Origin of the sequence: Pseudomonas sp. dw_358 (assembly GCF_018449655.1) — a bacterium.
Lineage (GTDB): Bacteria > Pseudomonadota > Gammaproteobacteria > Pseudomonadales > Pseudomonadaceae > Aquipseudomonas.
Genome location: NZ_JAAVUX010000013.1, coordinates 51,672 through 64,290, shown reverse-complemented (window position 1 = coordinate 64,290; position 12,619 = coordinate 51,672). Strand labels below are relative to the sequence as shown.

12 protein-coding genes are annotated in these 12,619 nt (G+C 62.2%); 6 read left to right on the top strand and 6 right to left on the bottom strand.

All coding sequences use genetic code 11. From position 1 onward, the window contains the following. Nucleotides 1–371 precede the first annotated feature (371 nt). Together HB675_RS18355 and HB675_RS25970 are read right to left on the bottom strand one after the other, a co-directional pair. Entirely contained in the window at nucleotides 372–836 is a 465-nt protein-coding gene (locus tag HB675_RS18355; protein ID WP_213880119.1) for a DUF4440 domain-containing protein, read from the bottom strand. Nucleotides 837–937: 101 nt separating this feature from the next. Next, a complete protein-coding gene (locus HB675_RS25970) occupies nucleotides 938–1,084 on the bottom strand; it encodes a DUF6026 family protein (RefSeq protein ID WP_256737599.1) in 147 nt (48 codons plus the stop codon). A 278-nt stretch (nucleotides 1,085–1,362) separates the two neighbouring features. Here HB675_RS25970 and gnd point away from each other — a divergent pair, with 278 nt between their 5' ends. The 6 genes from gnd (at nucleotide 1,363) to nudC (ending at nucleotide 8,301) form a co-directional block, all read left to right on the top strand. After that, nucleotides 1,363–2,340 (top strand): phosphogluconate dehydrogenase (NAD(+)-dependent, decarboxylating), encoded by a 978-nt coding sequence (gnd, locus tag HB675_RS18345; protein WP_213880115.1) that lies wholly within the window; start codon nucleotides 1,363–1,365, stop codon nucleotides 2,338–2,340. Continuing rightward, nucleotides 2,337–3,845 (top strand): glucose-6-phosphate dehydrogenase, encoded by a 1,509-nt coding sequence (gene zwf / locus HB675_RS18340; RefSeq protein ID WP_213880113.1) that lies wholly within the window; start codon nucleotides 2,337–2,339, stop codon nucleotides 3,843–3,845. Before gnd ends, zwf begins: the two co-directional genes overlap by 4 nt. After that, nucleotides 3,842–4,675, top strand: coding sequence for an HAD family hydrolase (locus HB675_RS18335; RefSeq protein ID WP_213880111.1), 834 nt, complete (start codon nucleotides 3,842–3,844; stop codon nucleotides 4,673–4,675). Before zwf ends, HB675_RS18335 begins: the two co-directional genes overlap by 4 nt. A 26-nt stretch (nucleotides 4,676–4,701) precedes the next feature. Beyond that, nucleotides 4,702–6,495, top strand: a complete 1,794-nt coding sequence (locus HB675_RS18330; protein WP_213880109.1) for a glycoside hydrolase family 15 protein — start codon at nucleotides 4,702–4,704, stop codon at nucleotides 6,493–6,495. Nucleotides 6,496–6,615: 120 nt separating this feature from the next. Beyond that, nucleotides 6,616–7,428 carry a crotonase/enoyl-CoA hydratase family protein gene (locus HB675_RS18325; protein ID WP_213880107.1) on the top strand — a complete coding sequence of 271 codons (813 nt, stop codon included), beginning with the start codon at nucleotides 6,616–6,618 and terminating at the stop codon, nucleotides 7,426–7,428. A 36-nt stretch (nucleotides 7,429–7,464) separates the two neighbouring features. Next, entirely contained in the window at nucleotides 7,465–8,301 is an 837-nt protein-coding gene (nudC, locus tag HB675_RS18320; RefSeq protein ID WP_213880105.1) for an NAD(+) diphosphatase, read from the top strand. 112 nt (nucleotides 8,302–8,413) lie between these two features. On the opposite strand, the gene HB675_RS18315 is transcribed toward nudC, so the two are convergent. The 4 genes from HB675_RS18315 to efeB form a co-directional block, all read right to left on the bottom strand. Then, nucleotides 8,414–9,181, bottom strand: a complete 768-nt coding sequence (locus HB675_RS18315) for an SDR family oxidoreductase (protein WP_213880103.1) — start codon at nucleotides 9,179–9,181, stop codon at nucleotides 8,414–8,416. 13 nt (nucleotides 9,182–9,194) lie between these two features. Then, nucleotides 9,195–10,262 (bottom strand): phosphotransferase family protein, encoded by a 1,068-nt coding sequence (locus tag HB675_RS18310; protein WP_213880101.1) that lies wholly within the window; start codon nucleotides 10,260–10,262, stop codon nucleotides 9,195–9,197. Nucleotides 10,263–10,430: 168 nt separating this feature from the next. Next, nucleotides 10,431–11,276 carry an iron uptake system protein EfeO gene (efeO, locus tag HB675_RS18305; RefSeq protein WP_345945782.1) on the bottom strand — a complete coding sequence of 282 codons (846 nt, stop codon included), beginning with the start codon at nucleotides 11,274–11,276 and terminating at the stop codon, nucleotides 10,431–10,433. Between the two features lie 9 nt (nucleotides 11,277–11,285). Next, on the bottom strand, nucleotides 11,286–12,611 hold the full coding sequence (efeB, locus tag HB675_RS18300) for an iron uptake transporter deferrochelatase/peroxidase subunit (RefSeq protein ID WP_256737598.1): 1,326 nt from the start codon (nucleotides 12,609–12,611) through the stop codon (nucleotides 11,286–11,288). Nucleotides 12,612–12,619 lie beyond the last annotated feature (8 nt).

Below are 12,619 nucleotides of genomic sequence, written 5' to 3'. Positions count from 1 at the left end.
CGCTGCACACCGCGACCATAAGAGTCACGTGGTGGTTTGACTTAGGTGGGGTGGGCAAACCTTGCCCGGCAATTCCTTTGCGAGAAACATGCCGAGTGCATTGGCCTACCCTTAAGCTGACCTGTCACATTTCTGGAAAGTTCGACTTTTTTGTGATGAATTTCTCGAACGGTGCCAGGCCGCGATTTTCAGTGTAGGAGAGGTTTTGCCGAGGTGCCGAAAGCCGTGCAAAGGGCTCTGGCTTATAACGCGGTGGGGCCCTCGGGGAGGGCGTGAGGAAAGGTTTGCCCATCGATGAACAGGGCCATTATCGACTGCTTTCGAGGCGGATAATGGCCCTGTGAAATTTTTCGTCAGTCACGGGCGGCGGATCAGCCCTCGGGCATGGCCGACGAATGGTGGCTGGTGATCAGCCATTGTTCGCCATCCCAGCCGTAGGAGTAGCTGTAGCGGGCCTGAACGGACTTGCCGCTTGCACCATAAGTAAACGTATAGAGCCCGGCGTCCACCGCATTGTTGCATCCCAGCAGGATGGTCCGGCTGTCGATGCGGCCTACCGGCTGGTTGGCCAGGAAGTGGGTGAAGTAATCAGCTTTTTCGGCCGCACTCAGGCGCACCTGGTTGGAGACGGTCGGCAGCAGCACCGAGGTGCTTGCGTAATTGGCAACAACCTTGGCGGCATCGCCGGTTTTCAGTGAGTCGTTCCAGCGCTCGAACAGGGCCGAGATCTGCGCGTCGGTGGCTGTCACGCATTGGGCGGCGGCCTTGGCGTCGGCCATGGCAGCAGAACCGAAGCCCAGGGCGATCAGGGTCAGGGGAAGTGTCAGAAGTTTCATGATGGCTCGTCGCTCATGCTCGCCACGGGATGTGGCGAAGCGGCGGCAACAGTCTAGGGCGCCCTCGGTAACACTTCCTTCAGATAACGTTGCTGGATAAATCAATGCTGAACCTGGCTCAGCAACGCTGTCAGTTCGGCCACCTTCTCCTGCAACTGCGCACGTTCTTCCTTGATTTGTCGCAGTTCATCGCGACGAACGGTAACATACTGTGTTTGCGAGATTTTTGCCTGAATGACAGTACCCATCATACACCTCGATTGCTGTTGTTATGGTCAGGAAAAGCGGGCCGCTCAATGCGGCTGGCTCATGAAGAATCTATCGGCGCGCACGGCTGTTTCTTTCGGGCCGGGCAAAGCTGGACTAAGGTTGACCGACGAATGGCGGTCTGCCCCGCGCTCAACATGAAATATCCCGTCATCCCCCAGATCCTGAAACTTATGCGCCAGGGCCTTGGACTAACGCTGGGATGATGGTTCGACCACCAAGGTGTCACTCACCTTTATTTGCACATTGGAGCACCGGCATGCAACTGGGAATCATTGGATTGGGCCGTATGGGCGGCAACATCGCCAGAAGACTGATGCAGGGCGGCCACACGACCGTGGTCTATGACCGCAGTCAGGACTCGGTCAAGGGCCTGGCCGGAGAAGGCGCTACCGGCGCCAGTGACCTGGCCGACCTGGTCGCCAAGCTTCAAGCGCCTCGCGCCGTCTGGGTCATGTTGCCGGCAGGCGCACCGACCGAGGAAACCATCCAGCAGTTGAGCACCCTGCTCGACGCCGACGACGTGATCATCGACGGCGGCAACACCTTCTACAAAGACGACATTCGCCGCGCTGAAACGCTCAAGGCCAAGCAACTGCACTACGTCGACGTAGGCACCTCCGGCGGCGTCTGGGGCCTGCAGCGCGGCTACTGCATGATGATCGGCGGTGAGAAAGAGGTGGTTGATCGCCTTGACCCGCTGTTCGATTGCCTGGCACCGGGCATGGGTGACATTCCCCGTACCCGTGATCGCAAGTCCGAAGACGACCGCGCCGAGCGTGGTTACATCCACGCCGGGCCGCCCGGTGCCGGGCACTTCGTCAAGATGATCCACAACGGCATCGAATACGGCTTGATGCAGGCCTACGCCGAAGGCTTCGACATTCTCCAAAGCAAGAACTCCACCGAGCTGCCGGAGAAAGAGCGTTTTGACCTGAACATGGCCGACATTGCCGAAGTCTGGCGCCGCGGCAGTGTGGTCTCGTCCTGGCTGCTGGACCTGACCGCCGATGCGCTGGCCAGTGACCCGGCCTTGGCCAAGTACTCCGGCTCCGTGTCCGACAGCGGTGAAGGTCGCTGGACCATCGACGCCGCAGTGGAACAGGCAGTGCCGGTTCCGGTGTTGTCCAGTGCCCTGTTCGCGCGCTTTCGCTCGCGTCAAGAAAGCACCTACGGTGACAAGATGCTGTCGGCCATGCGCTTTGGCTTCGGTGGCCATATCGAGGTTCCAAAATGATCCGGGGCAAATCCAAGGTCGACGCGGCACCCGCGACCACGCTGTTCCTGTTCGGCGCCCACGGCGACCTGGTCAAGCGGCTGCTGATGCCGGCGCTGTACAACCTGCGCCGTGACGGTCTGGTGGACAACGGCTTGCACATCGTCGGTGTCGACCACAACGAAGTCAGTGATGCCGACTTCGCCGCCAAGCTCAAGAACTTCATCATTGAACAGGCGAAGATCAAGGGCAGCGAAGACGAAGACCAGATCATCGACCCGGCGCTGTGGGAGAAGCTGACCAAGCGGATCAGCTACATCACTGGCGACTTCACCGACCCGGCGACCTACAAGGCCGTGGAAGAGCGCATCGCCAAGACCGGTACGGGCAACGCCATGTTCTACCTGGCCACTTCGCCGCGCTTTTTCAGTGAAGTGACCGAGCGCCTGGGCGAGGCCGGCCTGCTCAAGGAAACCCCCGAAGCGTTTCGCCGGGTGGTGATCGAAAAGCCGTTCGGCTCGGACCTCGCCACCGCGCAGGCGCTCAACGCCTGCTTGCTGGGGGTGATGAAAGAAACGCAGATCTACCGTATCGATCATTACCTGGGCAAGGAGACCGTGCAGAACATCCTCATCAGCCGGTTTTCCAACGGTATCTTCGAGGCGTTCTGGAACAACCACTACATCGACCACGTGCAGATCACCGCGGCCGAAACGGTGGGCGTAGAGACCCGGGGCAGCTTCTATGACAGCACCGGCGCCCTGCGGGACATGGTGCCTAATCACCTGTTTCAGCTGCTGGCCATGGTTGCCATGGAACCGCCGGCGGCCTTCGGTGCCGATGCGGTACGCGGCGAAAAGGCCAAGGTGGTGGGGGCGATTCGTCCTTACTCCAAGGCCGATGCGCTGAAGAACTCGGTCCGCGCCCAGTACACCTCGGGCGAGGGCGGCAAGCCGGGCTACCGCGAGGAGCCCAAGGTCGACCCCGAGAGCAAGACCGAGACTTACGTTGCGCTCAAGGTGCTCATCGACAACTGGCGCTGGGTGGGTGTGCCGTTCTACCTGCGCACAGGCAAGCGCCTGAGCCACCGTGACACGGAGATTGCCATCTGCTTCAAGCAGGCGCCTTACGCGCAGTTCCGTGACACCGAGATCGACCGCCTCAAGCCCAACTACCTGAAGATCGGTATCCAGCCGAACGAAGGCATGTGGTTCGATCTGCAGGCCAAACGGCCAGGGCCGGCATTGATCATGGAAAACGTCGAGCTGGGCTTTGCCTACAAAGACTTCTTCCAAATGACGCCGTCGACCGGTTACGAAACCTTGCTGTACGACTGCATGACCGGCGACCAGACCCTGTTCCAGCGCGCAGACAACATCGAAAACGGCTGGCGTGCGGTGCAACCTTTCCTTGATGCCTGGAAGGAGGGTGGCTCCGTGGCCACCTACGCGGCGGGTGAAGAAGGACCGGAGGAAGCCGACGAGTTGCTGGCTCGCGACGGCCGCAGCTGGCAGCCACTCGGATGAGTGCGGGGGGGCAGCATCCCGTGCGTCTGGTCCTCAGCGACATCGATGGCACCTTGCTGCTCCCCGACCATAGCCTGGGGGCCAGAACCCAGGCGGCACTGGCGCAGTTGCGCGAGGCAGGCATTGCCTTGAGTCTGGCCAGCGCACGTCCGCCGCTGGCCATGCGCAAACAGATCGCTGCCATTGGTATCGATGTGCCGGTAGCCGCGTTCAACGGCGGCACCTTGATGGCCCCCGATGGGCGTTATATCAAGGTCAGCCCGCTGGCCCGCCAGCCCGCCGAGACGGCGCTGGCCCTGTTTGCCCAATACCCGGTCGCGGTCTGGCTGTTCGCCGACGACCAATGGCTGGTGCTTGATCGGACTGCCGCTTACATGCAAAAAGAGCGCGATGTGCTGGGCTACGACGAAGTCGTGGTGCCCAACTTCGAGCCTTATCTGGACCGCGTTGACAAGATCGTCGCCACCAGTGCCGATTTCGATCTGTTGATCGAGTTGGAGAAAAAGCTGTTGTCGCAGATCGAGGGCCAGGCCTTGGCGTCGCGCTCGCAGGATTACTACCTCGATGTTACCGACCTGGCTGCCAATAAAGGCGACGCCCTCGCCAGCCTGGCTGAGCATCTGGGCATTGCCCTGGAGGAAACGGCCGCGATGGGCGATGGCGGCAACGATGTGGCGATGTTTCTGCGCGCCGGATTTTCGGTGGCCATGGGCCAGAGCAGCGACGAGGTCAAACGCCACGCCAGTGCCGTGACCGGCAGCAACGCCGACGAGGGCATCGCCGACGCCATCGTCAAGATGATTCTGCCCCGGGGGCGTCCGCATTCCTGAACGCTGTATCGCACAAGGTTGTCATCATGCCCGCTCTGATAGAAGACTATGCGTTGCTCGGCAATTGCAAGACTGCCGCGCTGGTCGCCCGCGATGGATCGCTGGACTGGTTGTGCTTCCCTCGTTTCGACTCCGCCGCCTGCTTCGCCGCCTTGCTGGGCAGTCAGGACAATGGCCGCTGGCTGATCGCCCCGCGCGAAGCCATCGTCAGCCAGAGTCGGCAATACCGTGACGACACCCTGATCCTGGAAACCACCTTTCATACCGCCAATGGCAGTGCGCGCCTGATCGACTGCATGCCGATGGGCGAAGAGAGCTCGGTGTTGCGCATCGTCGAAGGTCTGAGCGGCGAGGTGCTGTTCGAAATGGACCTGGCCATCCGCTTCGATTACGGCAGCAGCGTGCCTTGGGTAGAAAAGAAGGTACCCCGCACCCTGACCGCTGTGGCCGGCCCGGAAATGCTGGTGCTGCGCAGTTCTTCCACCCTGCACGCAGTGGCCCAGAGTACGGTCAGTCATTTCACCGTGCGCGCCAGCGAACGGCATGTCTTCACCCTGGCCCACCAGCCATCCCATCTGCCGGTGCGCGACGGCTTCGACGGCGAGCAGGCCTTGAGCGAGACCGAGCGTTTCTGGCGCGACTTTGCGTCGCGCTGCCCGGACGTGGGGCCCTGGTCGGATCTGGTCAAGCGCTCGCTGATCACCCTCAAAGCCATGACCTACCGGCCCACCGGAGGGATCGTCGCGGCGGTCACCACTTCGCTGCCCGAGCGCATCGGCGGCGAGCGCAACTGGGACTATCGCTATTGCTGGCTGCGCGACGCCACCATGACCTTGCTGGCGTTCATGAACCTGGGTTACTACGAAGAGGCCAGCGCCTGGCGCGACTGGCTGCTGCGCTCGGTGGCCGGCAACCCGGAGCAGATCCAGATCATGTATGGCCTGGCCGGCGAGCGCCGCCTGCCCGAGTATGAATTGCCGTGGCTCAGTGGTTACGAAGGTTCCAGCCCGGTGCGCATCGGCAACCTGGCCGCCGGGCAGTTGCAGATCGACGTCTATGGCGAGGTGGTCGACGCCATGACTCAGGCCAGCAAGGGCGGCATGCCCCATCACGAACGCGGCGCGGCCATCTCGGCGTTGCTCAAGCCCTACCTGGAGAAGGTCTGGCACGAGCCGGACGCCGGGCTCTGGGAAATCCGGGGCGAGCCGCAGCACTTTACCCACTCCAAGGTCATGGCCTGGGTGGCTTTCGACCGCTGGGCCCAGGTGGCCGACGACAGCGAGGAAGGGCAGCGCACCGGCGAGCACTGCCGCGCGGTCGCCGATCAGATCCATCGGCAAGTCTGCGAACATGCGGTGGACCCCGAACTGGGGTGTTTTGTGCAGTCCTATGGGTCGACGCACATGGACGCCAGCCTGTTGCAGATAGCCCTGACCGGTTTTCTTCCGGCCGATGATGCGCGGGTATTGGCCACGGTGGCCCAGATCGAGCAGCGCCTGCTGCGTGATGGCCTGTTGCTGCGCTATGACACCAGCGAAAGTGCCGACGATGGCCTGAGCGGTGAGGAGGGGACGTTCCTGGTCTGTTCATTCTGGCTGGCGGATGTGTACGTGCTGCTGGGCCGGATGGACGACGCCAAGGTGCTGTTCGAGCGCCTGAGCGGGCTGTGCAACGATGTCGGTCTGCTGGCCGAACAATACGACCCGCACAGCCAGCGGATGCTGGGCAACTTTCCCCAGGCGTTCAGCCACCTGGGGATCATCAACACCGCGCTCAACCTGCACCGGGCCTGGGCCCCGGCACAGGATCGGGCGGACTGACAACCATGATGGGGTAGAACCTGTGGGAGCAGGCCCTGCCTGCGATAACGGCGACGCGGTCCAGGACCGGAAACCGCGCTATAGTTCTGCTCCTATAACAACAGTCAGGAACCCCCTTCCATGCCCGACTACCAGGCATTCAAGGTCGAGATCGCCCACTCGATTGCCCACGTGCAGATCAATCGCCCGCACAAGCTCAATGCCATGAACGCGCCGTTCTGGAGCGAGATCATCGAGATTTTTCAAGCCCTGGACGAAGATGACAGCGTGCGGGTCGTGGTGCTGAGTGGGGCCGGCGAGCACTTTTCGGCGGGCATCGACCTGATGCTGCTGGCGTCGGTGGCCAGCGAGCTGGGTAAGGACGTGGGCCGCAACGCCCGCCTGCTGCGGCGCAAGATTGTGCAGATGCAGGCGGCCTTCAACGCCGTCGATCACTGCCGCAAGCCGGTGCTGGCAGCCGTTCAGGGCTATTGCATCGGTGGCGCCATCGATCTGATCGCCGCTTGCGACATGCGCTACGCGGCCAGCGACGCGTATTTCTCGATCAAGGAAGTGGACATGGGCATGGCCGCCGATGTCGGCACCCTGCAACGTTTGCCCCGTATCATCGGCGACGGCATCCTGCGCGAACTGGCTTACACTGGCCGTCCGGTGCTGGCGCCCGAGGCGCTGGCCATCGGCCTGGTCAACCGGGTCTGGCCCAGTCATGCCGAACTGCTGGAAGGGGTGATGGCCATCGCCGCGCAGATTGCCGCCAAGTCGCCACTGGCCATCGCCGGGACCAAGGAAATGATCAGCTACATGCGTGACCATCGGGTGGACGATGGTCTTGAATACATTGCCACCTGGAACGCTGCCATGTTGCAATCCAGCGACCTGAAAGTGGCCGTGGCAGCCAGTATGAGCAAGCAGCCGGCGCGCTTCGACGATTGAGCGCTCGCGCCGCTGCCCCGTTTTAAGGAAATCATGATGTCTTCACGTTGGACGACCGCTGTTCTTGACCCCAGCCACACAGGTGGCTGGGCTGTGGTGCGCAGCAGCCTGGGTTTTCTGCGCGATGAGCAAGGCCCGTTGTTTGCCCGGGAATGGGTCGCGAGCCAGGGCCTGCCGGTACTGGCCGAGCATGGCGTCGGCCATCTCGAGGGTGAACCGGTGTTCGTCTATGAGCTGCAAGGGCCGGTCGAACTGCCGGGCTGCGAGTGGCAGGGCTTGCGCCAGTTCATGATGCAGGGCGACCTGGATATCTTCAATTTGCTCGGCTACGCCGCGCAGATCGCCACCTGGGCCCGGGAGCATCGTTTCTGCGGCAGCTGCGGCCGCGCCGCAGTGCAGATCAAGGGCGAACGGGCGATGCATTGCGACGTGTGTGATCTGCGCGCCTACCCGCGCATCTCGCCGAGCATGATCGTGCTGCTGACCCGCGGCGACGAGATTCTGCTGGCCCGTTCGCCGCGCTTCGTCACTGGGGTCTACAGCACCCTCGCGGGATTCGCGGAGCCGGGGGAATCGGCCGAGCAATGCCTGATTCGCGAAGTGCGCGAGGAGGTCAGCCTGCAAGTGCGCAATATTCAGTACAAGGGTAGCCAATGCTGGCCTTTTCCCCATTCGATGATGCTGGGTTTCCACGCCGAATATGCCGGCGGCGATATTGTGCCCCAGGCCGACGAGATCGAAGACGCCCAGTGGTTTCGAGTCGACGCACTGCCGCCGCTGCCGGCCGGGCGCTCCATTGCCCGCTACTTGATCGACCTCTACGTGGCCGAACGGCTCGGCTTGCCTGAACCCGTGCTGGCCGGCCAGGTTTAGCACCACGGTGATGAACGTTGCAGGAGCGCGCGAAGCCCGCGATGAGGTCCAGGCATGATTGACGCTGGGCCTCGTCGCGGGCTTGCGAGTGTGTAGGGCGCAAGTGGATGTGTCAGGAGAGAAATCCGCCATCCACATTCAACGCCACACCGGTGGTGTAGCTGGAGGCCGCGCTGGCGAGGTATAGCACGGCGCCGGCCATTTCATCCGGGCGCGCTACGCGTTTGAGGGGGATCTGCGCCAGGGCGGTCTTGAGGATCGCGTCATTGCTCACCAGTGCCGAGGCGAATTTCGTGTCGGTCAGGCCCGGCAGCAAGGCATTGCAGCGGATGCCGAACGCGGCGCATTCCTTGGCGAAGACCTTGGTCATGTTGATCACCGCCGCCTTGGTCATCGAGTACACCCCCTGGAACACGCCGGGGGACACGCCGTTGATCGAGGCCACGTTGATAATGCTGCCGCCGCCGTTTTCGCGCATCAGCTTGCCGGCCTCCACTGACATGAAAAAGTAACCGCGGATATTCACGTCCACAGTTTTCTGGAAGGCACTCAGGTCGGTGTCCAGCACGTTGCAGAACTGTGGGTTGGTGGCGGCGTTGTTGACCAGAATGTCCAGCCGGCCGAAACGCTGGCGAATGTCGGCGAACACGCGCTGGATCTGTTCCATTTCACCGATGTGGCACGCTACTGCCGTGGCTTGGCCGCCGTCGGCGATGATCCCGTCGGCGACGTGCTGACAGCCCTCGAGCTTGCGGCTGGACACGATTACATGGGCGCCCTGAGTGGCCAGCAGCCGGGCGATGGCTTCGCCGATGCCGCGGCTGGCGCCGGAGACGAAGGCGATCTTGCCGTCGAGATCGAAGAGTTCGGTTTTGCTCATGGGACGCTCCCGGTCAAAGGCTGGAATGTTTGATCACGTTCAGGCTCATCTGCTCCAGCAACCGGTTCATGTGGATGAAAGGCGCGAAGCGTTTGTCCCGGGTCTGTCCGTGGAAGTAGCGGTAGTAGATCTGCTGGACGATCCCGGCCAGGCGGAAAAGGCCGTAGGTGTAGTAGAAATCATGATTATCGATAACGATGCCCGACTGCTCGGCGTAGTAATCGACAAACGCCTGTCGGGTCAGCATGCCGGGCGCGTTACTGGGCTGGCGGCGGGTCAACTGCACGGGTGCCGGGTCTGAGGCTTCGATCCAGTAGGCCAGGGTGTTGCCCAGATCCATCAGCGGATCGCCCAAGGTGGTCAGCTCCCAGTCCAGGACACCGATGATGTTCATCGGATTTTCCGGGTCGAGGATCACATTGTCGAAGCGGTAATCGTTATGCACGATGGCCGAGCGCGGTGAATCGGCGGGCATGTGCTGCTCCAGCCATTGCCGTACGGCGTGCCACTGCGGCGCATCGGGGGTCAGTGCCTGCTCGTAGCGTTGGCTCCAGCCGCTGATCTGGCGCGCCACATACCCTTGGGGCTTGCCCAGGTCACCCAGGCCGCAGGCGTGATAGTCGACGCGATGCAGTTGCACCAGCCGGTCGATGAAGCTCTTGCACAGGGTCTGGGCGCGTTCGGCATCCAGGCCCAGTTCGGGCGGCAGATCCGCACGCAGGATGATGCCGTTGACCCGTTCCATGACATAGAACTCGGCGCCGATCAGCTGCGCGTCGGTGCAATGCACGAAAGCTTTCGGGCAGTACGGGTAAGCGCTGCCCAGACGTTGCAGGATGCCGAACTCGCGGCCCATGTCGTGGGCCGTGCGTGCCTTGTGGCCAAAGGGTGGGCGACGCAGTACCAGATCGCGCTCGGGGTAGTGCAGCAGATAGGTCAGATTCGAGGCGCCACCGGGGAATTGGCTGATGGCAGGCTGGCCGGTCAGGCCCGGGATGTGCTGTTTGAGGTAAGGGTCGAGCAGCTGGGCATCCAGCTCTTCGCCTGGGCGAATGCCGGTGGGTTGATCTGTGAGCACCATGGGGGTCCCTTGTCTTTATTCTGCCGATCAATCTAATCCGTGGGCGGGTGGGTCACAAGGGCGCGGGGGGTGTTATTGGTGGGGGTGTTGGGGGGATATGAAGGTTTTATATTGCTTGGAGACCGCATCGCCCCTGCCGCTGGCAAGGGCGATGCGGACTGTCAGGCCTTAGTTCAGGCCCAGCTTGCCGCGCATGGTCGAGAGGTCTTCAGCCAGGGTGTTGACCGGGCCGATGAGGGCCTTGCGGTCAGCGTCCTTGACCTTGTCATAGGTCTCGTAGCCGCCGTCCTTGGTCTTGTACTTGGCCAGGATCTTGTCCACAGCGGCAAAGTTCTTGTCGACTTTGGCGGTGAAGGCCTTGTCCTGTTTTTCCAGTTGCGGACGGAACAGCTCGACGATTTTCTGTGCGCCGTCGACGTTGCCCTGGAAGTCATACAGGTCGGTGTGGCTGTAGCGATCTTCTTCACCGGTCACCTTGGTGGCGGCGACTTCTTCCATCAGTGCTGCCGCGCCGCCTACCACTTTCTCTGGCGGGAAGGTCAGGCCGGCAATGCGGGTCTGCAGGTCTTTCACGTCCTTGAGCAGACGGTCAGCCAGTGCGTCGAGGCCTTTGGTAGTGTTTTCCGAGTACAGGCTGTACTCGATGCGGTGAAAGCCGGTGAAGTCTTCCGCGGTCACGCCTTTCTCATGGTCGTCGACACGGGAGTCGATGGAGGCGTCGAGGTCGCTGAACAACTCGGCGATCGGCTCGATGGATTCATAGTGCACGCGAGTCGGCGCATACAACTTCTTGGCGGTGGCGATGTCGCCTTTCTTGATCGCGTCGGTGAACTTCTGGGTTTCGGTGACCAGGGTGTCGACTTTGTCGGTCACGTAGATCTTGTAGTCCGAAATCGGCTGCACCAGGTCCAGCGAAGGCGAGGCGGCAGCAAAGGCGGCCAGCGGCGATGCGAGCAGGGTGGCAGACAGCAACAGAGCGAGAGGCGTCTTCTTCATAGCGGGTCCCCAAGTGATCAAGTGTGATTAAGCAGTTGTTTTTCTGGTTGCATCGATTAATGAGCGACCGATGTAGTCGTGGTCGCCGACAACGCCGGGCAGAGTGAAGAAATAACCACCGCCGCAAGGCTTGAGGTACTCCTCCAGGGGCTCGCCGTTAAGGCGGGTCTGCACGGTGATGAAGCCTTTTTCCAGGTCGGCCTGGTAACAGATGAACAGCAGGCCCATGTCCAGCTGGCCGTTCTTGTTCACGCCGTTGGAGTAGTTGAACGGGCGGCGCAGGATCAGGTTGGCCTGGGACTCCGGCGTCCGCGGGTTGGCTAGCCGAATGTGGGCATCGAGCTTGGTCAGCTTGCCTTCCGGGTCCTTGGCGTAGTCAGGCACCTCGGCTTCCACTTTGCCGCCCATGGGTGCGCCGGTCATTTTGTGACGGCCGAAAATGCTTTCCTGCTCCTGCAGCGGCGTGCGATCCCAGCGCTCGACGAAGTTGCGGATGATGCGCACGGCCTGATAGCTGCCATGGGCGGCCCAGGCCGGTTCGTCGCTCCCGGGTTGAATCCACACCAGGGCATTCATGGCCTTGGCATCGTTGGAGTCGGGGTTGGCCGAGCCATCCCGGAAACCGAGGAAGTTGCGCGCACTCTGGGCCGGTTCACCAGGGGCCAATGGCGCCTGGGGCGGCACGCTGCCTTCCTGTTTCCAGCGCACGAACAGCAGGTCAGGCATGTTCTTGACGATGTCACGCAGGGCGTGGATGTTGGTGTCCGGGGTGTTGGCGCAGAATTGCAGGGTCAGGTCGCCGTGGCATTGGGCTTCTTCCAGCGCGTCATTGGGGAAGCCGACCATGCGGCTCAAGCGCCTGGGCTTGACCTTGGCCAGGCCGAAGCGCTCGTCGAACAGCGAGTCACCCACCGAGACGGTGATGGTCAGGTTGTCGGGAATGACCACCGGCCCGAGAATGCCCGAGTCGACAGGGGGCAGCTTGGGGTCGACTTCCTTGACCTCGCCGCCGGCCATCAGGAACTTGATGCGTTCGTCGAGGGTACGAAACAGCCGGTCGAGGTCCTCGCGATCACTGGCCAGCACGTCGAAGGCAACCATCATGCCGGCGGCCGGACGCGGGGTGACGATGCCGCTCTGATGCTGGCCTTGATAATCGTGGGCGTCATGGGTCTTTTCACTTTTCGGCGCTTCGGTCACCTGGGCCGGTGCGGGGGCGGCCATGGCCGGGCAGCTCATGGTGCTGCCCGCCAGGGCCACGCCGGCGGCGCCCAGGCCCATCAGCACGCGACGGCGCTGAGGGTCCACGGGGCAGCCTTGCATCAATGAAGGGTTTTTCGGTTCTTCGCTCATGAAATCGG

Coding starts and splice junctions, on each gene's coding strand:
- HB675_RS18355 (WP_213880119.1), bottom strand. CDS start 836: ATGAAACTTCTGACACTTCCCCTGACCCTGATCGCCCTGGGCTTCGGT.
- zwf (WP_213880113.1), top strand. CDS start 2,337: ATGATCCGGGGCAAATCCAAGGTCGACGCGGCACCCGCGACCACGCTG.
- nudC (WP_213880105.1), top strand. CDS start 7,465: ATGTCTTCACGTTGGACGACCGCTGTTCTTGACCCCAGCCACACAGGT.
- HB675_RS18315 (WP_213880103.1), bottom strand. CDS start 9,181: ATGAGCAAAACCGAACTCTTCGATCTCGACGGCAAGATCGCCTTCGTC.
- HB675_RS18330 (WP_213880109.1), top strand. CDS start 4,702: ATGCCCGCTCTGATAGAAGACTATGCGTTGCTCGGCAATTGCAAGACT.
- HB675_RS25970 (WP_256737599.1), bottom strand. CDS start 1,084: ATGGGTACTGTCATTCAGGCAAAAATCTCGCAAACACAGTATGTTACC.
- HB675_RS18310 (WP_213880101.1), bottom strand. CDS start 10,262: ATGGTGCTCACAGATCAACCCACCGGCATTCGCCCAGGCGAAGAGCTG.
- gnd (WP_213880115.1), top strand. CDS start 1,363: ATGCAACTGGGAATCATTGGATTGGGCCGTATGGGCGGCAACATCGCC.
- HB675_RS18335 (WP_213880111.1), top strand. CDS start 3,842: ATGAGTGCGGGGGGGCAGCATCCCGTGCGTCTGGTCCTCAGCGACATC.
- efeB (WP_256737598.1), bottom strand. CDS start 12,611: ATGAGCGAAGAACCGAAAAACCCTTCATTGATGCAAGGCTGCCCCGTG.
- HB675_RS18325 (WP_213880107.1), top strand. CDS start 6,616: ATGCCCGACTACCAGGCATTCAAGGTCGAGATCGCCCACTCGATTGCC.